Source organism: Thermosporothrix sp. COM3 (genome assembly GCF_059696735.1).
On record NZ_AP019376.1, the window covers coordinates 6,004,702 to 6,031,144 of the forward strand.

The 26,443-nt window shown below is 53.0% G+C and carries 22 protein-coding genes and 1 pseudogene; 16 read left to right on the forward strand and 7 right to left on the reverse strand.

What is annotated here, in order from left to right:
- Positions 1–334: 334 nt before the first annotated feature.
- The 3 genes from KTH_RS25760 to KTH_RS25770 all read right to left on the reverse strand — a co-directional run bounded on the left by KTH_RS25760 (position 335) and on the right by KTH_RS25770 (position 2,924).
- Positions 335–871: a macro domain-containing protein gene (locus KTH_RS25760; protein WP_497621732.1), complete on the reverse strand. Its 537-nt coding sequence runs from the start codon at positions 869–871 to the stop codon at positions 335–337.
- A gap of 455 nt (positions 872–1,326) precedes the next feature.
- Complete coding sequence (locus KTH_RS25765; protein ID WP_111325189.1) at positions 1,327–1,638, reverse strand: HU family DNA-binding protein; 312 nt, start codon at positions 1,636–1,638, stop codon at positions 1,327–1,329.
- 299 nt (positions 1,639–1,937) lie between these two features.
- Complete coding sequence (locus tag KTH_RS25770; RefSeq protein ID WP_111325188.1) at positions 1,938–2,924, reverse strand: MBL fold metallo-hydrolase; 987 nt, start codon at positions 2,922–2,924, stop codon at positions 1,938–1,940.
- 858 nt (positions 2,925–3,782) lie between these two features.
- Between KTH_RS25770 and rsmH the strand changes: the two genes are divergently transcribed.
- The 11 genes and pseudogenes from rsmH to ftsZ form a co-directional block, all read left to right on the forward strand.
- Complete coding sequence (gene rsmH / locus KTH_RS25775; RefSeq protein WP_111325187.1) at positions 3,783–4,754, forward strand: 16S rRNA (cytosine(1402)-N(4))-methyltransferase RsmH; 972 nt, start codon at positions 3,783–3,785, stop codon at positions 4,752–4,754.
- A 66-nt stretch (positions 4,755–4,820) separates the two neighbouring features.
- The gene (locus tag KTH_RS25780) at positions 4,821–5,213 is read left to right on the forward strand and encodes an FtsL-like putative cell division protein (protein ID WP_170142870.1); all 393 of its coding nucleotides are present in this window, start codon (positions 4,821–4,823) and stop codon (positions 5,211–5,213) included.
- Positions 5,214–5,250: 37 nt separating this feature from the next.
- On the forward strand, positions 5,251–6,996 hold the full coding sequence (locus KTH_RS25785) for a peptidoglycan D,D-transpeptidase FtsI family protein (RefSeq protein WP_111325185.1): 1,746 nt from the start codon (positions 5,251–5,253) through the stop codon (positions 6,994–6,996).
- Between the two features lie 37 nt (positions 6,997–7,033).
- The gene (locus KTH_RS25790; protein WP_111325184.1) at positions 7,034–7,327 is read left to right on the forward strand and encodes a hypothetical protein; all 294 of its coding nucleotides are present in this window, start codon (positions 7,034–7,036) and stop codon (positions 7,325–7,327) included.
- A gap of 92 nt (positions 7,328–7,419) precedes the next feature.
- Positions 7,420–8,994, forward strand: coding sequence for a putative lipid II flippase FtsW (gene ftsW / locus KTH_RS25795; protein WP_111325183.1), 1,575 nt, complete (start codon positions 7,420–7,422; stop codon positions 8,992–8,994).
- 56 nt (positions 8,995–9,050) lie between these two features.
- Positions 9,051–10,211 carry an undecaprenyldiphospho-muramoylpentapeptide beta-N-acetylglucosaminyltransferase gene (gene murG, locus KTH_RS25800; RefSeq protein ID WP_497621736.1) on the forward strand — a complete coding sequence of 387 codons (1,161 nt, stop codon included), beginning with the start codon at positions 9,051–9,053 and terminating at the stop codon, positions 10,209–10,211.
- The gene (gene murC / locus KTH_RS25805; protein ID WP_497621737.1) at positions 10,208–11,716 is read left to right on the forward strand and encodes a UDP-N-acetylmuramate--L-alanine ligase; all 1,509 of its coding nucleotides are present in this window, start codon (positions 10,208–10,210) and stop codon (positions 11,714–11,716) included. Before murG ends, murC begins: the two co-directional genes overlap by 4 nt.
- Before the next feature lie 10 nt (positions 11,717–11,726).
- The gene (gene murB, locus KTH_RS25810; RefSeq protein ID WP_111325180.1) at positions 11,727–12,755 is read left to right on the forward strand and encodes a UDP-N-acetylmuramate dehydrogenase; all 1,029 of its coding nucleotides are present in this window, start codon (positions 11,727–11,729) and stop codon (positions 12,753–12,755) included.
- A complete protein-coding gene (locus KTH_RS25815; RefSeq protein ID WP_170142868.1) occupies positions 12,752–13,819 on the forward strand; it encodes a cell division protein FtsQ/DivIB in 1,068 nt (355 codons plus the stop codon). Before murB ends, KTH_RS25815 begins: the two co-directional genes overlap by 4 nt.
- Before the next feature lie 113 nt (positions 13,820–13,932).
- Complete coding sequence (gene ftsA, locus KTH_RS25820; protein WP_497621740.1) at positions 13,933–15,177, forward strand: cell division protein FtsA; 1,245 nt, start codon at positions 13,933–13,935, stop codon at positions 15,175–15,177.
- 82 nt (positions 15,178–15,259) lie between these two features.
- A pseudogene (ftsZ, locus tag KTH_RS25825) lies at positions 15,260–16,225 on the forward strand (cell division protein FtsZ); the annotation flags it as partial.
- 619 nt (positions 16,226–16,844) lie between these two features.
- Here the strand turns inward: ftsZ and KTH_RS25830 are convergent.
- From KTH_RS25830 to KTH_RS25845, 4 genes are all read right to left on the reverse strand, one after another.
- Positions 16,845–17,642 (reverse strand): BON domain-containing protein, encoded by a 798-nt coding sequence (locus tag KTH_RS25830; RefSeq protein WP_497621743.1) that lies wholly within the window; start codon positions 17,640–17,642, stop codon positions 16,845–16,847.
- A 126-nt stretch (positions 17,643–17,768) separates the two neighbouring features.
- The gene (locus KTH_RS25835; protein ID WP_497621745.1) at positions 17,769–18,785 is read right to left on the reverse strand and encodes a hypothetical protein; all 1,017 of its coding nucleotides are present in this window, start codon (positions 18,783–18,785) and stop codon (positions 17,769–17,771) included.
- Positions 18,786–18,976: 191 nt separating this feature from the next.
- A complete protein-coding gene (locus KTH_RS25840) occupies positions 18,977–19,612 on the reverse strand; it encodes an SCO family protein (RefSeq protein ID WP_497621747.1) in 636 nt (211 codons plus the stop codon).
- A 35-nt stretch (positions 19,613–19,647) separates the two neighbouring features.
- Positions 19,648–20,550: a heme o synthase gene (locus KTH_RS25845; RefSeq protein WP_111325173.1), complete on the reverse strand. Its 903-nt coding sequence runs from the start codon at positions 20,548–20,550 to the stop codon at positions 19,648–19,650.
- Positions 20,551–21,035: 485 nt separating this feature from the next.
- On the opposite strand from KTH_RS25845, the gene KTH_RS25850 reads away from it, so the two are divergent.
- The 5 genes from KTH_RS25850 (at position 21,036) to KTH_RS25870 (ending at position 26,324) form a co-directional block, all read left to right on the forward strand.
- Positions 21,036–21,992, forward strand: a complete 957-nt coding sequence (locus tag KTH_RS25850) for a cytochrome c oxidase assembly protein (protein ID WP_497621749.1) — start codon at positions 21,036–21,038, stop codon at positions 21,990–21,992.
- A gap of 339 nt (positions 21,993–22,331) precedes the next feature.
- Positions 22,332–23,441 (forward strand): cytochrome c oxidase subunit II, encoded by a 1,110-nt coding sequence (coxB, locus tag KTH_RS25855; protein WP_497621751.1) that lies wholly within the window; start codon positions 22,332–22,334, stop codon positions 23,439–23,441.
- 65 nt (positions 23,442–23,506) lie between these two features.
- Positions 23,507–25,198: a cytochrome c oxidase subunit I gene (ctaD, locus tag KTH_RS25860; RefSeq protein ID WP_497621753.1), complete on the forward strand. Its 1,692-nt coding sequence runs from the start codon at positions 23,507–23,509 to the stop codon at positions 25,196–25,198.
- A 33-nt stretch (positions 25,199–25,231) separates the two neighbouring features.
- A complete protein-coding gene (locus tag KTH_RS25865) occupies positions 25,232–25,585 on the forward strand; it encodes a hypothetical protein (protein ID WP_497621755.1) in 354 nt (117 codons plus the stop codon).
- Positions 25,586–25,676: 91 nt separating this feature from the next.
- The gene (locus tag KTH_RS25870) at positions 25,677–26,324 is read left to right on the forward strand and encodes a cytochrome c oxidase subunit 3 (protein WP_497621757.1); all 648 of its coding nucleotides are present in this window, start codon (positions 25,677–25,679) and stop codon (positions 26,322–26,324) included.
- Positions 26,325–26,443: the final 119 nt, after the last annotated feature.

Genomic DNA, 26,443 nt, shown 5'->3' on the forward strand with positions numbered 1-26,443 from the left:
AATAGACTCTAGAAGCGGCCTCATCTGCTTTCATGGAATTTGCTGCCCTGTGAAGCTATCCATGAAGCTGAAGCCTGCCCTTCTCTCTCATCTCCCGTCGAGGAGGAGATGTGCAGCAGTTCTTTGAGAGACTGCCGGGGATTGAAACTACGTTCATGATGAAGGGAAACAGATAGATAAAAACGAAATACTGAGGTGTATCATATCTCAGTATGGGTGAACTTGCAAATAGATAGATATAGCTGTAGCGGGCAGCAAGGTGGGAAAACGAAAGGGCAATCAAGAGCAAAATAGCCGTGGAGGAAATTCTATGATTGCCCTTTTTCGTTCGTTCTCAGGGTTGTAGTAGATTGTGCAAGGTTCGTTCAAAGATTGCATAGGCTCGCTGATCGAACAGAACAAACTGCACTTGTTCCAGGCTGGTTGGTTGCTGTAATTGTTCAATCGTTGTGCGCAGCGCGATCAACGCCGCTTCTGGCAGCGGATAGCGGTATGCTCCCGTGCTCAGTGACGGGAAGGCAATACTTTTCACGTGATATTGCTTCGCCAGAGCAAAACAGGCCTGATAGGCGCTTTTCAGCAAGGCCTCAGGGTTGGGGTGATGGCCGTAGACAGGGCCGACGGCATGAAAAATATAGCGAGCCCTCATGTACCCTGCCGAGGTAGCAACCGCACTTCCAGTCGGGCAGCCTCCGATTCTCTGGCATTCCTGTTTGAGCGCTGGACCTGCTGCACGGTGGATTGCTCCATCGACACCGCCACCACCGGTGAGCCCAGAATTGGCCGCGTTGACAATCGCTTCGGCTTCTACCTCAACAATATTGCCTTGAAGGAGAGTAAGCGCTGTTTTGTTGATCGTTTTTGTGAGCATACGCGATCGCTTTTCTCGCCACTGATAGAGTCGCTCTATCAGCGGGCTGACGTTTCAAAAAGGAACCATGCAATTATGAAGAAGATTTGACCCCCTGGCAAGTGGAAAAGTGAGCACTCTTCCGCTTGCCTCCGAGTATCTTGCCAGGGGTTTTTGCTGCTGGCAGTGAGCATGGTTGATTGTTTGTTTGTTCTTTTGCTTGTTTGTTTGTTCCAACCCTCAGCAATGCTAAACACTGCTGCAAGGCTCACCCTGAGAGGTGAGGGAGGAATGCAGGCTTTCACTCTCGTTCATGGAATCAAAGGCCTCAAGAGATTCCTCGCCACAAGGCGAGGAGTTCCTGACGGAGGTTTGTTTGTGACCCGGTCTGTGTCTTCCATGAAAGCGAGTAAAGTCGCCTACAAAACCTCCTTATTTCTTTCCTGAAACCGTTTTGTCCTCTGGGAAAGTATGCGTTATTTTTTGAGAACAGCTTCTGACAGTTCTTTTCCGGGAGAGAAGCGCACACGCTCTTTTGCCGGAACGATGATCTCTTTTCCGTCGCGTGGATTGACCCCTTTGCGCTCCGCGCTGGTGCGTACCTTGAAGGAGCCAAAGCCGACCAGACGAACCTCGTCGCCGTTTTCAAGCGCTTCGCGGATTGCGTCTAAGGTCGCTTCCAGCACTTCTGCGGCTTGCTTCTGTGAGAGTTTTGCCTGTTTGGCGATACGCCGTGAAAGTTCTTGACGACCAATAGTCTGAGATGTTGTGGTTTTTCCTTCGGCCATAGGTACTTAATCCTCCTTGCAACTATCATTTCTGTCGCTCTTTTTGTAGTTTCAGTGGAATAAGGCTGAGCTTTCCTTATCCCCGATATTACCGGGCTTCTAGAGCGACACTACAACCTCACTGCCGATAGGCAGTATAACACGCGAATTTGAGAAATACAAGCGTGTCACTATGGATAGAGATTTGAATATATATAGTAAATCCGCTCCAGAAGCGGGATCATATATGTTGGAGCGGACGAAAAATGGCTTGAAAAGCGGGTTGTTTCCTGCTCATTTTTTGAGCGATTTTTGCTCGATTATATTGCTGTGTATTGCAGAAAATCCTCGCTCGATTGCTGTAGATGTACCTGTTGCTGTGCACGTAAATATTCCAGATGGGCGACTACCTCTGCTACTGCCATGCGCCGCGTCTCATCGTCTTTCAGGCGGTCGCCGAAAATTCGATCTGTAATAGTAGCTGCCTGCGCAGGACCATCTGTAAGCAGATGTAGAATTTGGTTGCAGCGCTTCTCGTGATGACGGATAAGGTCGGCTATTCGTGCCTCAGGATGGGCGAACGGTTCTCCATGTCCGGGGTAGACGGTGTGGATGGGGAAGGTTGCAACCTTTTGCAGAGAGTTGAGATAGTCACCCAGTGGGTTTGGTCGATCCTCTTCTGTGTAAAGGCCGATATTTGGCGAAATTCGGGGCAGAATATGGTCAGCCGCAAGAAACACCCCATCTGTCTCTCGAAACAGGCAAATTTGCCCATCTGAGTGCCCTGGCGTCCAGATCACACGATAGGAGGTGCCCGCCAGACTGATCTGCTGTCCATCTTCAACCGGGGTGATCTGTTCAACGCGCGGGACACGAATCAACTGACGCATGATACGCGGCTCAACCTTTGTGTACCAGAGCTCGGTTCGCGGGAGCCCGTGACGTGCGAGGAAGTGGGAGGTCTTTGCAAACCGTTCCGCCATATGCTCCATCTGAAAATAGTGAAGTGCAGATCTATCGATGGAGTGCATATAGACGGTGGCCCCGCTTGCCTCCTGAAGCTCCGCCGAGAGGCCGACATGATCCGGGTGATGATGAGTCAGCACTATGGCGTGCAGGTTGCTCAGGGAGAGTCCCGCCCGCTTTAGGCCCTCTGCCAGCGCTTCACGGGCCGGCGGGGTGCCCATGCCGGTATCAATCATAGCCCATCCATGCTCACCAACGATCGCATAGATATTAACTGTGCCGAGTGGGAATGGGATCGGGATCTCAAACCTGATGATAGTATCGTTATTTCTGCTTGTCATGCCTTTTAGTATAGCATATCATCTTCTCAATTAACTGTTTGCCAGGGAACAACTTTTCTCCTGCCCTTAGAAACAGGAAGAGCAAGCATGAAACAATGGATCCCGGGCAGCGGAGCAATGGTAGTGCTTGCTTCTGTTTTTTGCTGAGATGTGCCTGAGAATCCAGTATTTAGAGGAGGGAAATACAGGAATACTGCATCCAAATCTTCCGTTGATTCTGCTATAGGTGTAATCTCAAAAAGGGGTATAGCAGGAAGATTCTAGTGCAGACATAGTTTACGCTGAAAGATTTGGGCGGCCCGCTGTCAGAGAAGCATGAGCACTTTATGTTCACATGTGGAACAAGCAAGAGCAGGAAAAAGAGCGCAACCTGAGCTTCCTGTCAGGTGAACCGAGGCGGTTTGCCAGAGATACACACAATATTCTATATGATATCTAATTGTATATATGCATTCGCCTAAAATAGGTATTTCTCTATCGTGTTGTTACTACTGAACAGAGAGTTTTCCACAAGTTATCTATGACTGAGCCGAAAATTCATTGTTAAGACTCTTTTCTGAAGTGCTCTCTGGTGTTACAATAAACTGGAGGAAAGAGGGAATTTTTCTGGTGAGCCTGGCCCGGCTATGCTTGATGGGTGGCGCGAGACGCCTGTTTCTGCTAGAGTGTCAGAAACATGGCGGAGGCTTCTGCTATTTGTAAAGGCATGAGGACATGTCTATCTATCTACGCGTCAGGAAGCCCGATGGGTACTGCCCGACAAGTAAGCGTGCGCTCCGGGCACTACCAGCAGCAAGTACAGGAAAAACGATACAGGGGAAAGGGTATTTCCCTTTGCAATACACTAGAGAACAACAGATGATTATGAAACAAACGCAGCATGTGCCGGTGATGATGGATGAGGTGCTGACCTATTTGCAGCCTACAGCGGGAGGAATCTATATAGATGGGACACTGGGTGGTGGCGGACATACCAGAGCCATTCTTGAGCGCAGTTCCCCTGATGGACGCGTGCTCGGCATTGATACTGATTGTCAGGCTATCGCCCGGGTGCGTGAGCAACTCGCTGATTATGTTGAACAGGGTCGCCTGCTTCTTGCGCATGGCAACTTTGCCGATATGCACCGGTTTGCCGAGGAGGCACAGCTTCCCTTTGTGCAGGGAATCCTGCTCGACTTGGGCTTCTCTTCCCATCAGATGGATAGCCCAGAAAGAGGCTTCTCGTTCAACGCCGAGGGCCCGCTTGATATGCGTCTGAACCGTGAGCAAAGTATTACTGCTGCCGATCTGGTGAATACGGCCAGCGAGGAAGAACTGGCAGATATCTTCTGGCGCTATGGTGAAGAGCGACGCTCGCGTCAGGTTGCGCGGCGTATTGTACGCGAAAGGGCGAAGCAGGCTCTCACGACCACGGCCCAACTGGCGCGACTGGTTGCGGCTGAGGTGCATGCAAAACCGGGAGCAATTCATCCGGCGACCCGCGTGTTTCAGGCGCTGCGGATCGCGGTTAACCAGGAACTGGAACGCCTGACAGAGGCGCTGCCGCATATGCTTGACCTCCTCAGTGCGGGGAAGGCCGAGGGGCCCGCGCCCCGGATGGTGATTATCTCGTTCCATTCGCTAGAGGATCGCATTGTCAAAGATTTTATGCGGCGCGAGGCTACAGACTGTATCTGTCCGCCTCGAATGCCGGTCTGCGTGTGCGGACATAAAGCTCGTTTGCGTATTGTGACGTCGCGGCCTGTTGTGCCCGGAGAACAGGAGGTAAGCGCCAACCCGCGTGCACGGAGCGCGAAATTGCGTGCAGCAGAAGTGATCATCCAGTCGTAGTCTGTTTCTTTGATCCTTGTAGAAGAGATGTCTCCGAACCGGCAGCTCGAAGGAACAAAAGGCGTTATGAGTAAAGAGCATAGAGAATCGACAAAGCGAGCTCCTACAACACCTGTTCTGGCGACGAGGCGGCGTCGCCAGCTCCATCCATTCTTCTTTCGGATCGGGCCTGTTACTCTCTGTATTATCAGCCTTCTTCTCATTGGCCTGATGGCTGTCCTCTATTTGAGCCAGCAGGGACGTGCTGTGGCTGCCAATCAACAGATACAGAATCTGCGTCTGGCACAGAAGGAGCTGGAAAGAAAGAACCAGGACCTTCAGGAGCAGCTCGCGAAGGAGCGTTCGCCCTCTCATATTGTTGAGCAAGCGCAAAAAATGGGCATGAAACAGGCGGACCCCAACTCGGTTGAGGTGATTGTTGTCCCTCATCTACGTCCGATACCGGAGCCGGGGAAGTAGCCATAACTCGGTGGTCTGTCGGAAGGAGTGAGAGCGGATGAGTGCAAAATTACAGCGCGCGCGTAGCCGGCAAATGGTCCTTTTTCTGCTGGTTTGCCTCATCATGCTTTCATTGCTTGGTCGTCTCTATTACTGGCAGATTATCCGTCATGATGATCTGGCGCGTCTGGCGGAGGAGGAGCATCGTCAGAACCTTGTGGTCAATGCGCCCCGGGGCCTGATTTTTGATCGCAATGGGCATCTCCTCGCCTCGAATGTCATTCGTGACGATGTGTATATCGAGCCGTATCAGCTTGCGCTTGATATACCAGATGCAGAGAAGGCGCAGCACAAGCAGGCCGAACTGATCCGCATGTTACGCAAGGTCTTGCCGGATATTCCCGAAGAGAAGCTATCACGTTCCTTTGCTTCTGGTCTCAGCACAGTGCGGATCGCCACGCTGATCGAGCCGGAGCAGAGCGAGCAACTGCGTCAGCTCCATCTGCAATATGTCTTTCTGGAACCGCGCCCGGTGCGGGTGTACCCCAATGGTGACCTTGCGGCACAACTGCTCGGATATGTGCAGCCGGACAAGGGCGGATTGTATGGCATTGAGGGAGCATATAATACGATGCTGGCAGGAAAGCCGGGCAGCTTAACGGCTGAAACCGATCTGAACGGCAATCCGTTGATTGTGGGGGCCAGCTCTCAGCAACCGGCAGTCAAGGGGGCAAACATTACCCTCACGATTGATAGCACGATGCAGTATATTGTTCAGACGGCGCTGGCGCAGCGTGTGAAAGAGGTAGATGCGCAGGGCGGAAGTGCCATTGTGGTCGATGTCAAGACAGGTGCCATTGTGGCTATGGCAAGTGTGCCGTCCTTTGATCCAAATCACTATAGCGATTATTATAACAAACTGGGGTGTTTACATTCCGTCAGTGTGTATTTTAATCCGGCAATGTATTGTACCTATGAGCCAGGCTCGACAATGAAGGCCGTGACGCTGGCTATGGCACTGGATCAGGGCCTGATTACACCCGGGCAAACATTTGTTGATCCCGGTATAGTCTATTTTAAGGATGCCGCACCTGTACGCAACTGGCAGGGGAAAGCATACGGAAAAAGTACCATGACCGATATTCTGACGAACTCGTCGAATGTGGGGGCGGCAAAGATCGCGCATGACCTGCTGACGGCTCGGCTCTTCTACCCGTATCTGGAAAAATTCGGGTTCGGGCAGGTGACCGGGATTGGTGGGGCTGAACAGGCGGGGACCTATCGCACTGAGAAGAGTGTGGGATGGACGCCGACCGATCTCACACGCCAGTCATTCGGGCAGGCGATTACCGCGACGCCATTGCAGGTTGTCATGGCCTATGCGACGATCGCCAATCAGGGCCGGATGATGCAGCCGTATCTGGTGGCTTCCACTGAAATGGATGGGAAGATACAGCAAACACAGCCGCATGTCCTGCGCACGGTGTTGCAGGAGAAGGCGGCAAAACAACTTCAGGAGATGTTGGTCAGCGCTGCTGATCACAACAGGCAGGGAACAATTCCGGGATATAGTGTCGCGGTGAAGAGTGGCACGGCAACCACGCAGGGCATTTCTGATGATCAGACGGTTGCCTCAATGGCTGGCTTTTTACCGGCCTCGAATCCTCAGTTCGCGCTTCTGGTGAAGCTGGATCATCCCCAGAAGACGATTTACGGAGGAACCGCGGCTGCCCCGTTGTGGGGCGAGATCGGGCGACAATTGATGTGGTATTACCATATAGAGCCGGATCGGTCTGTATCGTAGGGATTGTTCCGGGTTGAGATAGCTTGAGGGATAGGCTATGCAGCAAGAGAATCAAGAACCGAAGTACGATGAACCTGAATTGAGCGCTACCTGGAAAGAATTGCTAGGGCAATCGGTCGGGCCGAACTCGCAGCAAGCGGAGCAAATTCCGGAACTGAAGAGTGATCCCTGGACCTCGCTTGCCCATGCAAAAGGGGTTGAGGAGGTTGACCTGCAGGAAGTGTGTCTTCAGATGAGCGCTCAGGAGGTAGAGCGCATGCTTGAGATAATGCCAGAGGAAGAACAAGACCAGGAGAAGAAAGAAGGCAAAAAGCAGAAGCAAGGGGAATAGGCCGGGTTGGGCCCGTCCACTCGGTTCATTGCTACACAGGAAAACTCCTCAGGATGACTGTAATTGAATATCTGTTCCAGTAAAGCGAGAGCATGTCACAAAAGAAGGCAAAGTCTGTGAAAGGGCGTCAGAGCGAGCGTGCAGCAGCGGGAAGGCCACGCAAGGAACGAGCCTTCCCTATCGGGCGTTCTCCGGCTCTGGAAGCTGCGCGACAGAGGGTGGGCCAGCAGTCTGAGAAGGCTCGAGGCCAGACAACAAGGCGGCAGCAGCGGATGAGCAATGCTGCTGAGGCGTCGGCCTTTCGATATGCTCCTGCGGCGAAGAAGCGCTTGCCTCCAATGCAAGACCGTTTGAATGCTCCGGGTGTTTTCTCTCAACTGACAGAGATGAGTGAGGGGCTGTTTTCCAGCCGGAAGGGTGGGTCTGCGGTTCAAGATATAGAGAGCGTAGATGAAGATGAGCTTGAAAAGCTACGTGAGCTTGATCTTGAACTGCGTTTACCTCGGGTTCCTGGGAAGTTTGACTCTGTCTTGCTGGTCGTGGTGCTGCTGCTTTTGATGATTGGCCTGATTATGGTCTATAGCGCCAGCTCGTTTATTTCGGCGCGAGCCTATGGAAGCCCATCCTACTTTTTCCAGCGACAGTTAATCTCGGCGCTGCTTGGTGTCATTGCCATGCTGGTGACGATGCGGATCGATTATCGAATCTGGCGCCGCTTTTCATTGGTGGGGATGGCGATTGTGCTCCCCTTGCTGGTACTGGTGCTGGTGTTCGGAACGAATGCCTATGGCGCGTCCCGCTGGTTTACTCTGGGTCCCCTCTCATTTCAGCCAAGCGAGTTGACCAAGCTGGCGCTTTCCCTGTATATTGCTGACTGGTTAGCCCGAAAAGGGAATCAGGTCAGGAGTTTTCTGTATGGCCTGACGCCGTTTGTGCTCCTGGTCGGCTTGATTCTCGGGCTGGTATTACTTGAAAACGATATGGGAACGGCGATTGTGATTGCCGGGCTGGCGACGGCGATGTTTTTCACTGCCGGGGCAAATATTGCGCAATTCCTGCTGGCGGTTGGTTGTGGGCTGCTGGTCTTTGTGCCGCTTGCTTTTCGCGGCTACCGCTTCTATCGCATTCTTGGCTTTCTCAATCCGTTGAAACCTGAATTTATTACTAATATTAACTTACAACTGTATCAGTCTCTGCTTGCTCTGGGCTCGGGTGGCTTTTTCGGCCTATCTTTGGGAGCAAGTAGACAAAAAACAGGGTATCTTCCGTTTCCACATATAGACTCAATTTTTGCGATTTTGGGCGAGGAGTTAGGTTTTGTGGGTGGTGCGATCGTTATTGTGCTTTTTCTGGCTCTGGCCTTTCGAGGGTTTCGTCTGGCACGGCGGACACAGGACGTCTACGGGGCTCTGCTGGCGACAGGATTGACTACCTGGCTGGTCTTGCAGGCGGCGGTCAATATCGGCGCTTCGACGGCCTCTGTCCCCTATACAGGGGTGCCTTTGCCATTTATTAGCTATGGCGGCACCTCGCTGATTGTGTCCCTGGCGGCAGTTGGAGTGCTGCTGAATATTTCGCGCTATATCCAGGAACCGGAAATTCCGTTACTCTCGCGACGCACCATCACCGAAACCTTTCGTCTGAAGCGTAGAAAAAGCGATCTGTAGCTTTTTGAAAATGAACGTCTGCTATCTTTAAAGAGCGTGTATGAAGGAATGCTTGTATGAAAGTATTGATCTCTGGAGGTGGCACCGGAGGCCATATTTATCCGGCGCTTGCGGTTGCCATGCAATTGAAAGAAAAATATGATGCGGATATCCTATTTCTGGGGAGTGATGATGGCCTGGAGACGCAACTTGTCCCGGCGGCAGGCTTGCGGTTGGTAACGGTGAAAGCCGGGAAATTGCAGCGCTATGTCTCCTGGGGAACGATCAAGAAAGCGGCGCGTGTTCCGGTCGGGATGATGCAGGCGATCGGGATTGTGCGGCGCTTTCATCCTGATGTAGCGTTTACCAGTGGTGGCTATGTGGCCGTTCCGGCTGGCCTGGGAGCGCGGTTGAGTGGCGTTCCCCTGTTAATGCATCAGCAAGATGTTCCCCCCAATCTATCGAATAAGCTCCTGATGCGGTTGGCATCGCATATCTCGGTTGCCTTTGCCGACTCCCTGCGCTTTTTCCCTTCGCAGAAGACCTCACTGGTTGGTAACCCTATACGCCAGGAAATTCTCGATGTGCGCTCAAAGACACCACAGGAGGCACGAACGGCTCTGGGCTTTGATCCCGCTGTCCCGCTCTTGCTGGTGACTGGAGGGAGTCAGGGGGCGCGGCATCTCAATCAGGTGGTCTGTAAGGCGTTGCCTGAACTGCTCAACCATTGTCAGGTCTTGCAGATCAGCGGGAAGAAACTATTTGAAGAAACGCGCTCTCTGTCCGATGAAATACTGAAGGGGAGCAGCGAAGAGGTACGAAAACGCTATCATCTGGTACCCTATATGTCAGAAGAAATGCCGCTGGCATTGCAGGCCGCAGAACTGGTTGTCTGTCGGGCGGGAGCATCAACCCTGAGCGAGCTGGCGGTACTGGGCAAACCAAGTATTCTTGTGCCATTGCCTCCCGGAATTGGTGCATCACCGCAAGAAGCGAACGCCGCAATGTTTGGGCGTCAGGGCGCGGCGGAGGTGGTTATCAATGATCAATTCACGGTTGAGGCACTGCTTGAGCGGACAAACCGTCTCTTTACTGAGCAGAGCGCGCTACAGGTGATGGCGGAGGCTGTCAGCAAACTATCTCTCCCGGATGCCACCGCAACGATTGCCGACAAGATCGCGCAGATGGCACATGTATCGGGTGTAACAACAGCAAAGAATGAGGTACTGAGCATTTGAAACAGTCGCATTTTCATTTTATGGGTATAGGCGGGCATGGCATCTCGTCAGTGGCGCAGATGGCCTTTCAGCAGGGTGCAAAGGTCACTGGTTGCGATCGAAGCGAGTCCGCCAACACTCGCGCCCTGCGTGAGGCCGGAATCTCTGTCTCGATTGGCCATAGCGCGGAGCATCTGGAGGGCGTAGACGCCCTGATTATCAGTCCGGCGGTGACTGCACTCGACCCGGAGAACCCGGAGCTGTTGGAGGCGCAGCAGCGGGGAATTCGCGTCATGACCTGGCAGGAGCTCTTAGGCCAGTTGATGCAGGGGAAATGTGTGCTCTCGGTCTGTGGCGTGCATGGCAAGAGTACCACGACAACCATGCTTTCGCTGATGCTGGTTGATGCCGGACTCGATCCAACCTGTGAGATTGGCGCGGTGGTGCCGCGTTTTGGTGCGAATTACCGCCTGGGACAGAGCCAGTATTTTGTGAACGAAGCCGATGAGTTCAACCATAACTTCTGGCATTATCATCCGCGTCTTGCAGTGATCAACGCAATCGAGTACGAGCATCCAGAGTTTTTCCCGGATTATGAGGCGTTCCTGACCGCATTTGAGCGCTTTGTTCGGGGCATGGACCTGACGGGCGATTGGCCACTAGAGCCGACGATTGTCGTGAATGCGGACAGCCAGGGATGCCGCGATCTTTGTGAACGGCTCGTCGATTGGCCGGGCAGAACCGTGTTTTACAGTATAGCGGGAGAGAAAAATCTGGCTGATTGGGAACTACCGCGAAAGAGCCTGCTTTTTGAGGCATATGATATAGAGCTGGAAGGACAAACCAGTTTCCGTGTGCGAGTGCGCAATGCGGAGGCGCATGGTGTGGCCGCGTTCCCGGAAGAGCGCATCACCTTGCAGTTACCGGGGCTGCACTATGTGCAGAATGCCCTGGCAGCGCTTTCGGCTGCCTATCTGCTCGGTATTGATGCCGCCTCGCTGGCGCGGACGCTGGCGGGCTTTACCGGAACGCGCCGCCGCTTCGAGATTCGCCATCAGGGCGCGTTGCAGGTGCAGGGTAAGCAACTGGCTGATATCACGCTGGTGGATGATTACGCCCATCATCCGACGGCGATTGCACTGACGATTGAGGCGACCCGGAAACGCTATCCCGGAAGCCGGGTACTTGCCGTCTATCAGCCGCATATGTATAGCCGGACAAAGACCTTCTTTGAGCAGTTCCTATCAGCATTCGATGCTGCGGATGTCGCGATTATCTCCGATATCTACCCGGCGCGTGAGGTTGATACGGGATTGATTCACTCGCGGGATCTGGTGAACGAGATTGCACAACGGCCTCGTTTCGCGGGGCAGGAGGCCCGGATTCTCTATGGCGGCACGGTGCGGGAGACCGTGCAGTTGCTTCGCGAGATGTTACAACCCGGCGATTTTGTCGTTATTATGGGAGCCGGTGATATCTATATGGTGACAGAGCTGCTTTTGCAGGACAGAGCATATCAGGTATAGAGGGAAGAACATGACATTCGATATTGACACAGCTTTGCCAATTTTGCAGGAACGTTTCGGCGAGCGCATCCGCCGCAATGAGTTGCTTTCTCGACACTGCACTTTTGGCGTCGGGGGACCGGCTGATATCTGGATGAAGGTTGAAAAGCGGCAGGACCTGATAGATCTGGTAACGCTCTGTTCCAAGCATCGCTGGCCTATCCTGTTTACGGGCAACGGAACCAATGTATTGTATGCTGATGCAGGCGTGCGTGGTATTGTGGCCCAGATCGCTCTAACGAGCTATACCATTGAAGAGCAGACAGATGGAACTGCCTTATTGCAGGCTGGAGCGGGTGTGAGCTGGCCCAGCCTGTTGAACGACCTTGCTGCAAAAGGATGGGGCGGGCTGGAATTTGGCCCCGGTATTCCCGGAACGCTTGGCGGTGCGGTCATTAGCAATGCGGGAGCGCATAAGGGCGAACTGGGACAGGTCCTTGAATGGGTGGATGTCCTGGACGCGCGGCTGTGTGAAGAGACACCAATTGAGCCGGAAGTGGTGCGCTATCCGCATGCTGACCTCGCTTTGAGCTATCGCCATAGCCGCTTTCGTGCCCATCGTCGCGTTCAATTTGATGAGGATGGGTATCCGGTTGCGGCTCCACGCAGGTTAATTGAGCCGGCAGAAGTGATTATGGAGGTTGGCGTGCGGCTCCATCGCGATGATCCGCAGACGCTGAAGGCAAAAATCAGCGAGTACAAGCATCATCGTAAGGTCACGCAGCCGCCCCAGAAGAGCGCCGGTTCGGTCTTTAAGAATCCACCTGGAGATTTCTCGGCTCGCCTGATTGAGATGGCGGGGATCAAAGGCCTACAGATAGGAAAGGCGCAGATTTCGGAGCGGCATGCCAACTTTATTGTCAATCTTGGTGGTGCTCAAGCTGCCGATGTCGCGGCCTTAATTCGTGAGGCCCATAATCGCGTGCTCGAACAGTTCGGGGTCAATTTGGAACTGGAAGTCGAGCTTCGCGGCGAATGGAAGGTTGCTCCATTGTCATGACCGACAGAAGGCGACTACCGGAGCACAAAGCGACGAAGGGCAGTCGTGGGAAAGGAACCGAGCTCCGTCGAGTGCAGGCGCGGGAACAGCAGAATGTGGCTGCTCCCATTGTCCGGCGTCCCCGCAAGCAAGCGGATGAACCGTATGCAGGGGGGGCAGTGGGACGAAGCACAGTTCTGGACGGGCTGGCCGGGAGTCGTGTGGTACGTCGCCTTCCTGCTGGACAAAGCGCAGATACCCCGGCACGAGCTGGACGCCGTGGGGGCATTACCTGGAAACCGTTTCTCTTTTTGGTCGGTATCATTGTACTTCTTCTGGCGCTCTTTTTTGCGTTTACCAGTAATGCCTTTCAGATCAAACGCCTGGCTGTTGTAGGGACGCGGAATCCTGCCTTGATCCGTTCAATCGAGAATAGTGGCGTGAGGGGTCGAAATATATTTCTCGTCAATATTCCCGGAGTGAAGGAGCAAATAGAGGCGCTCCCAGCAGTCGCGTCAGCGGACATAAGCAAACAATGGCCCGATCAACTGGTTATTCATGTGGTTGAGCGCAGGCCGGTCCTGCTCTGGCAGACGCCGGAGGGGGCATGGAGCATTGATCGTGAAGGGGTGGTTGTGGCGCCGCTTGCTGATACAGAGGGCGCTGAGAAGCTGCCGGTTGTTCTGGCGGCCTCGGGTGTACTGCAAGCGGGCAAGAACGCCACTATCCGCCCGGGAATGCGGCTGAATCGTGCTGAAATCCAATTCGCGCGCGATGTTTTTGCGTCTCTACAGAAAATGACCGGTATTGGACGGTTTCAATTACGCTATGATGGTACAATGTATGCTAATACCACGAGTGGGCCGGGAGCGCAACGTAGATGGGGCTCGTTTAGAGTAGAAAGCGCTGAGGGGTGGATTGCCTATCTGGGCAGCGCGGACGATCTGAACCCGGTGGAGAACAAGCTTCAGGCGCTGGAACGTATACTCGCTCTGGCTCAGAGAAAGCATCTCTCGCTGGCAACTATTGATCTCCGCTACGGGTATCGTCCGATTTATACTGTAAAACAAGAGGAAAAACGGTAAAGGAAAGATGGGTGTGGTGACGCAGTGGTACGCCGAGTCCCGGCGGAGGTGGCTACCTCCTGTCGTCTTCGTAGCGCGTCTCTCATTTGTACCGCCCAATAGGAGCGTCTATCGTGCAAGAGCGGGTGATTGTCGGTATCGACGTTGGAACAACAAAAGTGTGTGTCCTGGTTGGTGAGCTTGATAGTGATGGCAAGTTGAGCATTGTGGGTGTCGGCACCTGTCCTTCACAAGGGTTACGCCGTGGAGTGGTGGTAAACATTGACGAGACTGTTTCATCCATTACTGCGGCATTGGATCGAGCTGAGCGGCTCTCTGGTAAGAAGATCGCTTCAGCATATGTCGGTATCGCGGGCAGCCACATTGAATCGGAGAATAGCAAGGGGTTTGTCGCTATCTCTCCTAAACATCGCGAGATTGTGCCGAATGATATCAACCGGGCGATCGAGATTGCGCAGGCAATTTCTTTGCCGGCGAACAGGGAAGTGATTCATGTCATCCCTCGGGGATATGTAGTCGATGGGCAAGAGGGGATTAAGAATCCCATTGGCATGTCTGGATTTCGTCTGGAAGTAGAGACGCATATTATTACCGGGGCCTCTTCTTCTATCCACAACCTGATGAAGTGTGTGGATCGGGCACATGTTGAGATAGAAGATCTGGTGCTGGAGCCTCTGGCTTCGAGTGAGGCCGTGCTGGCCGAAGGAGAAACGGACCTGGGAGTTGCTCTGGTCGATGTGGGGGGTGGCACAACCGATATTGCTATTTTTGCGGATGGGGCAATCTGGCAAACTGTTGTACTGGGAATCGGGGGCAACCATATTACCAACGATATTGCGATCGGTTTGCGCCTGCCGCCAGCGGTTGCCGAGGAACTCAAGGTGACATATGGGCACTGCGACCCGGAGGCGATCAAGCCAGATGATATGATAGATCTATCGCAGTTTATGCCCGATTGTAATGATCTGGTTCCGCGCAGGTTACTGGCAGAAATCATTCAAGCCCGCGTGGAAGAGATGTTTAGCATGGTTCACGAAGAGATCAAGAAGTCTGGTTACGATGGGCTACTGCCTGCGGGAATTGTGATTACCGGCGGGTGCGCTGAGTTGCCAGGAATTGTAGAGGTGGCGAATCGAACGCTTGACCTCCCCGCCCGGATTGGTATGCCACTGGGATTACATGGACTGGCTGACTCGATTAATCGGCCCGCCTATGCGACCGCAGTTGGTCTTCTGATGTGGGGCCTGCGCAATGGCTCTCTGGTCGAAGAAGAGGAATATGATCCTCCAGGAGCTCCCGGCGATTTCAAGTCTCGTTTTGGCCTCTTGGGCCGTTTAGTACGTGCGTTTTTTCCATAAGCGAGGTTTCTATTATGGTTGTTGAGAGAAATGTGATATTGTACGTTCTACATAATAGAAACTCGAAAGGGGGCCGCGATTAATGTTACCTTTGGATAATCAACAACTTGAAGGCTTCGCTCAGATTCGCGTAATTGGCGTCGGCGGGGGCGGGAGCAATGCCGTGAATCGCATGATTCAGGCGAATATGACAGGTATTGAGTTTATTGCCATCAATACGGATGCTCAGGCATTGTTGCTAACGGAGGCTCCTCAGCGTATCCATATCGGTGAGAAGCTGACTCGTGGCCTCGGTGCGGGCGGTAATCCCAGCGTTGGCTCGAAGGCTGCTGAAGAGAATGCCGAGGATATCTATGAGGCCTTGAAGGGCTCGGATATGGTCTTCATCACTGCTGGTATGGGGGGCGGAACTGGTACCGGTGCAAGTCCGGTCGTTGCCCAGATTGCTCGCGAGCTCGGTGCCCTGACGGTGGGTGTGGTGACCAAGCCGTTTACCTTTGAGGGGAAGAAGCGTCAGCTCGCTGCTGAAGAGGGCATCGCTAATCTGAAGCAGCATGTCGATACACTGATAACTGTTCCCAATGATCGCCTGTTGCATATTGCTGATAAACGGACGCCGCTTTCTGAGGCGTTTAAACTGGCAGATGATGTGCTGCGCCAGGGTATTCAAGGCATCAGTGATCTGATCACGGTGCCCGGGTTGATCAATCTGGACTTCGCTGATGTGAAGACGATCATGTCTTCGGCTGGCTCTGCTCTGATGGCAATCGGTGAGGCCAGTGGAGATACACGGGCGATTGATGCGGCGCAACTGGCAATTGCCAGCCCGCTACTGGATATCGATATTAGCGGGGCCCGTGGTGTACTCTTCAATATCACTGGTGGCATGGATATGACGCTCTTTGAGGTCAACGAGGCTGCCGATATTATCAGCCAGGCGGCGCATCCCGATGCCAATATTATCTTCGGTGCGGTTCAGGACCCTACCTATGATGGGAAAGTCAAGATCACGGTGATCGCGACCGGGTTTGACACCACCGGGGCGCGAACGAATCATACCAGCTCGTTTGTGATGCCGCAGTCTCCCTCTCGCACTGAAGGGAAGTCGTCCTATCAACAGCAGCTAGCCGGAAGCGCAAGCGGCAATTCAGGCGTGAACCATAATGCAGGCTCTTCGTCCAGCCCGAACCTGTATCGGACGCCGGGATACGCTGGCTCAACGCCGATGACGCCGCCTCCAATGAACTCGGCCAATCATCCAACCGGTCCGTTGCCCACGCCGAACTCGCTGCAAACGCCGGTGCCATCGTTCTCAGATACCGGACGACATCGCGCCATTTCGCCAATGGTGCCATCGCCCCATGATCCGGACGATTTTGTCAATGATGATTATGACCATGAGGATGAGATCCCCGGGCCGAACCCGACCGCTGAAGAGGTGCCTGCACCCAATCCGGTCGCGCGTCCCGTGCAGCAACGAGGCATGCAGCGCAAAATCCGTGGCCTCAATCCAGATCTCTCGCATACCAGCCGCAACACTCCTTCGGGAGATGTGATTGATATTCCGGCTTTTTTGCGCAAACGCTAACGCAAGCCAAAAAAAGAGACAGCCCCCGTTGTCTGGAAAAAGTGGGGGCGTCTCTTTTGAAAAAATGGAGATTGTGCGGCTAGGCGTTGCGGGTTTTCCCCAGATTACCAGGGATATCCTTGTTCAAACCGATGTGGTTCACCACCACCTTGACGCCTGTAATACCAACCATCTCGCGCTCAAGAGCATATTTCATATCGCGATTTGGTACATCGCCATAGAGATGCAAGATATAGTTTTCAACCAGAATGGAGATATTGGAAGCGCCGTCAAGTTTTCCTTTTGCGCGTAGCGCATCCAGTTTCGCGTATGCCTGCCGCAGAATGGCATCTTCAGCGATCATAAAGTTGTGGACTGCTTTGACGCCGGGCAGTTCTCGAATTGCTGCTTCGATCTCGCTACGCTGAGTCTCAAGTTCAACCTTGCCGTAGAGAGCCAGGGTCACACCATCTTCGCTCTCGCCCTCAAGTTCGACCTTTGCCAGGTGTGTGCTATAGGCGGTGCTGCTCACAGTGACCATGTGCTGTGCGATCTCACGGGCGTGTTTGAGAATCTCGCGTGCCTCTTTACTGGTAATCGGCGCTTGCTGGACAGCAGGCGCAGCGTGTGATCCTCCCATAGGATCTTCTAAAGCCCAGCCCAGGATACCAACAAGGATAAGCGGAGCGCCAATGTAGGTCAGCAAGGCACTATCCGGGAAACCAAGCATACCGCCTACAGTGACCATGATCGCTGCACTCAGAATCAGCGGCCACAGACTGGGTTTCGGAAGGTGGATATGTTTCTCGGCCTCTAATGTTTCCTGTTGTTCCTGCACTTCAAGGCTTTGTTGTCGCTCGTCCAGTGTGAGATTCGCACCTTGAAGGGAAGTATCCATAATTTTGTGTTCTCCTCTGAGAATGATACAAGCCGCGAGGACGCTCTATTTCTTATATTTGTCCTTAAACTAAGCATACCAAATATACTCATTTCGTGCAAGCAACCCGGATTTGGCGCCCTCTGGTTATTCTTCCCACGGTTGATAAAGGAGCTGCTCTTCAATCTCTTTCCATGCCAGAAACTCTGCCTCTTGCCGCGAAAAGAGCTGCCCTTCCTGCTGCGCCTGGCGCATACGCCGGGTGACTCGCTGCTGAAAGCTGACAAGCAGAGGATGCTGCTGGGTATAGGGAGGCATGATGCCCAGATCAAGATCTGTCAACTGGTAAAACTCGTCTTCCTCAAAGGCCAGAGTCAGCAGCTCAATATATTTTTGGGCGATGTCGATTGTCATTTGTGTAAATGACTCGGGGCGCGAACTACAGATGCAGAGACAGCCTGCGACCCGATCAACGCGGAGAATCGGGCTGACAAGCATGCTCCCACAGGGGGCGCTACGAGCCGCGGACTCTCGCAGCAGCGCATCAGTGACGTTGCGTGGAACAGGTTCAAGTGGATTGGTATGGGTTTGAATGAGAATGTAGTGTCCTGTGATGGTGGCGTTTCCGGCTGGTGATTCTGCCCCATAGAAGCAGGTATGTGGCTCCTGCATGGGCTGGAACGGAGTACTTCTCTCGTACGTTTTGCGCAGGCTCTGCACTTTTTGCTGTGGGAAAGGCGGTACGCACTGAACCAGAAAGACGGTCATCCCCTGCTGCTCCGGGTCAAGGTGCAATAATAGCTGCTGTAGAATCAACTGGCTCAGGGTGGATGAACGACGAATGGCCGGACTGCTGCTATGGGTATGAAGAACCTGCGCATAGAAGGAGGAGGGAATTTCCAGGTCCGGGGCCTTCGGTGCAGATTTCTCTCGCTGCAATTGTGGGTACTCTTTTATAATCCACTCCGCAAGCTTCTGATGTCGTGAGGGTAAGATGTCTAGTAGCTGACGTAGGCTCTCTAGCCGAGGGGTAGTTTTATTCGTGACCCATCGGGTGAGCGTAATGGGGTGAAGCTGTAGGGCGTCTGCTATCTGTTGTCTTTCCTGGGGATTACTGATGATCTTGCCTAGCAGCTTGCGCCATGACTGTTGCTCTTTCTCCATAGTTTTTGAGAATTCTTTACTCAGTGTTTTCAGCACAAGTACACTTTGACGATGAGGCTTGATGTACAGCATAACCGATCAGATAAGTGGCGTCAACAGCAGATAGGTTGTGATTTCTTGACTGAGAGGGGGCGTTCTGTTGCGGGGAGAAAAAAGGAGGCTTGCCATACGGGAAGCCTCCCTGTCTGTGGTTATTCCTGTAGCAGTGTTTGAAGGTTGCTTACCAGATCCTGAGGGGTAAACTCGCTTCCCAGGAAGGTACGCATATGGCCTTTTTTATCGATAAGATACAACCCCATCGTATGTTGCGGGGCGACGGTCTGCTGCTCTGTTTCAGCATAGATATGATAGGCGTCCCAGACTGGTTTCAGTGTCTCGCGCGAGCCAATGAGAAAATGCCAGTTCGCTTTGAGCCTATGGTCATTGGTGAACTTCTTTGCGGCTGCAACTGTATCATTTTTGGGATCGGTGCTGACCGCCATCATCGAGACATTCTGTGCTTCACTACCAAGCATTTCCTGGGCGCTGCGCAGCTTCTCGGCGGCTGCGGGGCACTGATCCGGGCAGCTCGTGTACATAAAAGTCAGCACCACAGGCTTCCCCTTAAAAGAATCCAGCTTGACTTCTTTGCCATTCTGGTCGGTCAGAGTAAAGCCGGGCGCGGGCTTATTATCAAGCGCGGTGCCATGTAGATTGGAATCGTTTGTATTTCCTGTATCTCCCGGGCCCGCTGTCTGAGAGGCATTGCGTTGTACGATCACAATTACAATCACCACCAGCACGGTCAGGGTGATAACGGAAAGTCGGGATGCAAGACGCCAGTTCATAGTTGTATCGAATCCTTGTTTTGAACCTTACACTCCTACAGCGGAAGGACGCGGTCGATCACCATGATCGCGAAGATCAGGGCCAGGTAGCAGTTAGAATACCAGAAGATCGTACGCGCCCACTTCTTCGACTCATCTCGAAGCAGTCGAATGGACATGTAGATCAGGATGCCGCCGAGGATCAGTGACGAGATCAAATAGATGTACCCCATTGTGCCGAGCAAGAAGAGAATCAGCGTCACCGCCAGAAGCAGCAAGGAGTAGAGCAAGATCTGCTTGCGCGTCTCTTTTTCTCCCATTACATTTGGCAGCATCGGAACATTCGCTTTCGCGTAGTCTTTCTGAATCAGCAACGAGAGTGCCCAGAAGTGTGGGGGAGTCCAATAGAAGATAATCGCAAAGAGCCAGATGGCCGGGAGATCGACTGAGTTTGTTACTGCTGCCCAACCGACCAGCACAGGAACCGCGCCCGCAGCGCCACCAATCACAATGTTCTGGGCGGTGGTGCGCTTGAGTCCCATCGTGTAGACGAAGACATAAAAGAGATTTGCTGCCAATGCCAGCACGGCGCTGAGCAGGTTCACAAAAAGAGCCAGAACAAGAAAGGAACCAATCCCCAGAACAATTCCAAATATCAGGGCGTTGCGTGGCTCAACCTTGCCAGAGGGAAGGGAGCGTCGCTGTGTGCGGCCCATGACCTGATCAATATCGCGATCAATATAGCAATTGATGCAGTTTGCGCTTCCTGCTGCCATAAAGCCACCAATCAGAGTTGCAATCACCAGCCCGATGGGGGGGAGCCCTCTGGCGGCAATTGCCATTGTGGCAACCGTTGTTCCTAGCAGGAGAACGGTGACATGTGGCTTGACAAGGTTAAGATAGCTTGAAAAGATCTGACGCCACTGCTCAGACTTTGTTGGAACAGCTTCCGCTTGCATACAATCTTCTTCCTCTGCTAGTTCGATTCAGAGTGGCTTGAGCGCGTCGCTTGTGCCACCGGGAAGCCCCGGCTATCGCCGGGTATGAAATTCTATGACCGGTAATCGTTTTGTGTCATACAAACGAATGAGAAGCGCTCCGCAGCGGAAAAGAATGGCTTGTCCAACCTGGACGCACTGTTGTCTGTCTGGTGCTGCATACAGGCAACCGCTAGGGAGCAACTCAGATATGCAAAGAGTGCCGGGAGTCGTCATTCACGAGCAGGCCCGGAAATGGAATGAAGCGGGCAAGTAAGCTCGATACTACGACATTCCTCATTGTCGTCGTTTTTCCTGATAGCTTCCTTGCAATGCGAAAAGTGGACCTTACAAATACCTGAACGTGAATGTAGAACGTTTCCACTGCACCCTTTCATTGCTCTTGCCCCGCCCTGCTACTCCTGTTATAGTATGATACGAAGGATGTACTGGAAAGGCCATTTTACGTGAATGCGAATTTAGGTTTAGATTACTGGCTCAGTCAATGGACGTTTGCGCCATCGGTCATTCTGGGATGTGCGCTTGTCATCGGCCTCTATCTGTACGGGGTCGGTCCTTTGCGCAAGAAGTATCACCTCGCTGACAGCGTGTCGCGAGGACAGGTCATTCTGTTTGTGTGTGGCGTGCTGGCGATCTTTTTCGCGGTCGTCTCGCCGATCGATGAGATCGGGCACGAGTATTTATTTAGCGCCCACATGGTTCAACACCTGTTAATAACGGTCGTTGGCCCTCCTTTAATGGTGGCTGGAATGCCAGGGTGGCTGATTGCTCCGATCTTGCAAGATCGCACGATCCTGAAGTTTGGGCGCTTTCTAACGCATCCTTTTGTGGCCTTTACTCTGTTCTTCGGTGATTTCTTCCTCTGGCACGCTCCGCCACTTTACAACGAAACACTGACGAACGAGAGTCTTCACGTTTTGGAGCATCTGACATTTATTGTCTTTGCCACTATTTACTGGTGGCCTCTCTTGAGCCCTGTGAAGGAAGGGCTGCCCCGGCTCTCAATAGGCGGGCAGATTCTTTACCTCTTCCTCAGTGGCATGCCAACCATGCTGCTAGGCGCGGGGCTGACCTTTATGCAGCCTCTCTATGCACCCTATATCAAGCAGCCAGTACGTGCCTGGGGCTTCTCGCCCGCTTTTGATCAGCAGCTTGGCGGACTGGTGATGTGGGTGCCGGGAAATATTTTGAACATTATCGTGATGAGTATTCTCTTCTTACGCTGGCTTCAGTTACAGGACCAGAAGCAAAAAGAAGAAGATAAGCGCTTCTATGGTGTCAGCGAGGGAGGGCCTGCGTTGCTAGCCGAAGCGGAGGAGGATGAGGAGATCATCACGGTTCTGACGAATACCGAGGGCGAGGTTGTGGATGAGGAAATCAAGGGAAGAGAGCGCTCCTTATAACGTTTTGCCTGTTGAAGGAAAAGGGAAGCCGGGTCTGTTTGAAACGTGAATATACTCACTCCCGGGGAAGCCTTGCTTCATCAGCTTGAACAAGGTGCTTTCTCGTGTCTCCAGATGCAGAATATTTTCAGGTTGTTGTAAGGTTTCCTTCAACGCCTGAAAGCTTCCTGTTAGGCTATCTGGATACACTCTGTCCATAAAATGGAGGAAAATCGCCTGTTCCTGGTCGTTTCACCAGGCGCTGGCCGCTTCTTTCGAGAGCGAAATGGAAAGAAGAAAGACCCTGCAAAAAGACATCATATGTCCTTAGTCTAAACACTGTTTGTAGGAGATTGAGACGTGAGGAAGCCTGTATTTCGTGGGACAAAGCCTCTGGCGTTGACCGGGGTTCTACTGGCCCTGTCCACGATTCTTTTAGCTGCGTGTGGGGGATCTCCCTCAACGCTGGACCCGGCGGGCCCGATCGCGGGAAGAGAGAGCAATGTCTTCTGGCTGTTGCTGATTATCGCGGCAATCATTTTTGTCGGTGTTGAAGGCATGCTGATCTACTCTATTTTCCGCTTCCGTGAGCGCCCCGACTCTCCTCCAGCTCCACAGTGGCATGGAAATCTGAAGGTGGAAATTATCTGGACGGTGCTTCCGGCAATTCTGCTGGGTGTGATCCTGTTCATCACCATTCAGGGCCTGTTTGATGTTGCGAAGGAGCCAGAAGGAAAAACGGTTGAGGTAACGGCTTACGGTCATCAGTGGTGGTGGGAATTCTATTATCCCGATAGCAAGATCACAACTGCTGATTCGTTGGTTGTTCCTCCCAACACATGGGTCAAAGTCAAGCTCTTTTCGAATAATGTTATCCATAGTTTCTGGGTTCCCCAGTTAACCGGGAAAACGGACGTTGTGCCGGGACACGATAACGTGCGTACATTCAAAGCGGATAAGCCGGGACGTTATACCGGTATCTGTGCTGAATACTGCGGTGTGCAGCACGCGAATATGCGCTTTGATGTCGTTGTCACCGACAACTTCGACAAGTTCCAGACCTGGCAGCGAGAGCAGCAGGCAGCCGCCGCGAATCCCGCGAGCGATCTGCAAGCCAAAGGAAAGCAGCTCTATCTGGATCAGTGTACGACCTGCCACGGCATTGTAGGCGTTCTTGAGAATTATACTGGTAAGGAAGATCCTACCGTTCAATGTGTAAATCCAGAGAAGCAGAACGGGTGTCTGATTGGCCCCGACCTGACGCACTTTGGAAGCCGTAAGCTGATCGCTGGTGGTGTGCTTGAAAACAACGTAGACCAGTGTCAGCCGGGTGGTGATCTCTCGAATTGTAACCTGGCGAAGTGGCTGCAAGACCCCCAGAAAGTCAAACCGGGTAACGATATGGTCATTGGACAGTTGTCAAAGGATGACATTGCGGCTCTCGTTGCATATCTGGAGAGTCTGAAATAGGGTAACAGCCCGTGTCTACCTCTTACCACGAGGGTGAGAGGCTGGATTCTTGGAGGAATTTGTTCATGGCAGTTCGCACTGTTGGTGATGGAACTACCACTGTAGTTCGGGAAAAGCCTTTTAGCGAAACCTTTATAGGTGAGTGGCTAACAACAACCGATCATAAGAAGATCGGTCTGATGTATATGGTCACGGCCTTCTTCTTCTTCCTGGTGGGCGGCATGGAGGCTCTCCTGATCCGGGCACAGCTTGCGTTGCCGAATGGTCAGGTCCTCGACCCGGAAACCTTTAACCAGATGTTCACGATGCACGGCACAACGATGATCTTCCTGTTCGTGATGCCGATGATGTCGGGATTTGGTAACTACGTTGTGCCACTGATGATTGGCGCACGTGATATGGCGTTCCCACGCATGAACGCCTTTGGCTACTGGGTGCTGCTCTTTGGTGGTGTCTTTATTGAGCTCAGCTTCCTGTTCCACTCCGCTCCTAACGGTGGCTGGTTCATGTATGCTCCGCTCAGCCTGACCAAAGACGCCTGTGGTGTACATGCTTATAAATGTACGCCGGGCATGAATGCCGACTTCTGGATTCTCGGCACAACCATGCTTGGTATCTCTTCTATCACCGGTTCTTTGAACTTTGTGGTCACCATGCTGAAGATGCGCGCTCCGGGCATGAGCATTAACCGTATGCCGCTCTTCTGCTGGATGATTCTGGTGATGTCCTTCCTGCTGCTGTTCGCGCTGCCCAGCCTGACCGCTGCAAGCGCTCTGCTGCTGCTGGACCGCCATTTCGGCACTCATTTCTATGGCTTTGCGTATGGTGGTGATCCGGTCCTCTGGCAACACCTGTTCTGGTCCTTTGGTCACCCCGAAGTGTATATTCTGATCCTGCCTGCCTTCGGTATGGTCTCGGAGATTCTGCCGGTCTTCTCGCGCAAACCGATCTTCGGTTACACGTTTATCGCGTGGTCTGGTGTGGCGATTGGCTTCCTGAGCTTTACTGTGTGGGCGCACCATATGTTCGCGGTTGGTCTGCCGCCTATTGCACAGGCGTTCTTCGCTTCGAGCACATCGCTGATCGCGCTGCCAACTGCGGTGAAAATCTTTAACTGGCTGGCTACGATCTTTAAAGGAAATCTGCGCTTCAGGGCTCCGATGCTTTTCGCTCTGGGCTTTGTGGGCATGTTCCTGATCGGTGGTTTGAATGGTGCCGCTCTGGCGGTTGTGCCGTTTGACTATCAGGTGACTGACAGCTACTTCGTTGTTTCTCATATCCACTATGTGCTTTTCGGTGGTAGCGTTCTGGCGATCTTCGGTGGTATCTTCTACTGGTTCCCGAAGATGACCGGTCGCATGATGAACGAGAAGCTGGCTCAGCTTCAGTTCTGGGTGCTGATGATTGGTCTGAACCTGGCCTTCTTCCCCATGCACCTGCTTGGTCTGCTTGGTATGCCGCGCCGCGTGTATACCTATCCGGCAAACATGGGCTGGAATGAGCTGAACCTGCTCTCGACAATTGGCGCGTTCCTGGTCGGTGTGGGCGTGATGATCTTCCTCATCAACCTTGTTCACAGCTTGAAGAAGGGTGAGAAAGCACCAAGCGATCCGTGGGATGCCTTTACTCTGGAATGGGATACGGCTTCGCCACCGAAGAAGTATAACTTCCTGACTATTCCGATTGTGCGCAGCCGCCGCCCGTTCTATGATAAGAAGAACCCGGAGATTGCCGATTGGAAGTCCGTTATCCATTAATTGGATAGTAAGAGGTTTGAGGTTTTGCATACGATGACAAACCCTGGACAATCGGAGGATAAAGAAAAAGAGACCCGCCAGCAGCAGTCCTCTGAGGATGCTCGGGCGGAACAGAACCCTGAGCAGACGCCTGCTTCTTCCGCCTCACAGGAGGGGGGAGAGCAACAAGGCACTGGCAAGAAGCGCGTGAAGAAGGTCGTCCAGATTCGCGAGGAGGATATCAGCCCCCATTCGAGTCTCTGGCCCTTGTTGACAACGGCTGCTCTTTCCATTACGCTGGTGGGGTTTATCTTTAACCCGATTGTCTTTGGTATCGGTGTGGTTCTCCTGCTCGGGTGTATTCTTGGTTGGGTCAGGGAGGGCTCGAAGCAGCGAAAACAGCGCTGATGCTTTCGGGAGCGGGGAAGGGCTGGCCTCTTCCCTCTCCTGAGAAGACCACGAACGAAACTTTGTATAATCTGGTTAGGGAGTTCTAATCATGAGTGTTGTGCATGGTGGGCAGGTCGCGTCTATTGAGGAGCATCCTGAAGTAGGTCATGACGTTAACTGGTGGGGTATGATCTTCTTCATCGCCTCCGAGGCGCTGATCTTCGCCAACCTGATTGCCGCGTATCTCTACCTTGAGGTCCGTGGCTTGCAGCTCGGCGATCCTCAGTTCGTCTGGCTGGTCAATGGGGAACACTTGCCCTGGCAGAAACCGATTATCGCCACTGCTATTCTGCTTGCCAGTAGTTTCCCGGCAATTTGGGCTCGCAAGTCTATTCTTAAGGGGAATCGAAACGGCCTGATTCTGGGCCTGATCGGAACCATTCTGTTGGGCGTTATCTTCCTGGGTTTCCAGGTCTTTGAATATTCAGAACTCTATAGTGAGGGCTTCACGATGCAGACGAAGGCGTTCGGTTCGGCCTTCTTTACGCTGACCGGCTTCCACGGTCTGCACGTGACGATCGGGGTGCTGTTCCTGCTGATCTGTCTGATCCGCTCTATTCGCGGTGACTTCACAGCGAAGAAGCACTTCGCGATCGAGGCGGCTGAAATGTACTGGCACTTTGTCGACATCGTCTGGGTTGTCGTCTTCAGTGTCGTCTATCTGCTGCCGCTCTTTATGATCCCTGCTGGTCATTAATCCCGGTTGAGTAGAAAACAGTGAGAAGAGAGCTCGGTTCCCTGCCGGGGGCCGGGTTCTCTTTTCCTCTTCAGTCAAGCTCTCTCTCTTTTTTTTGAATGAAGTAACGAAGAGGGAAG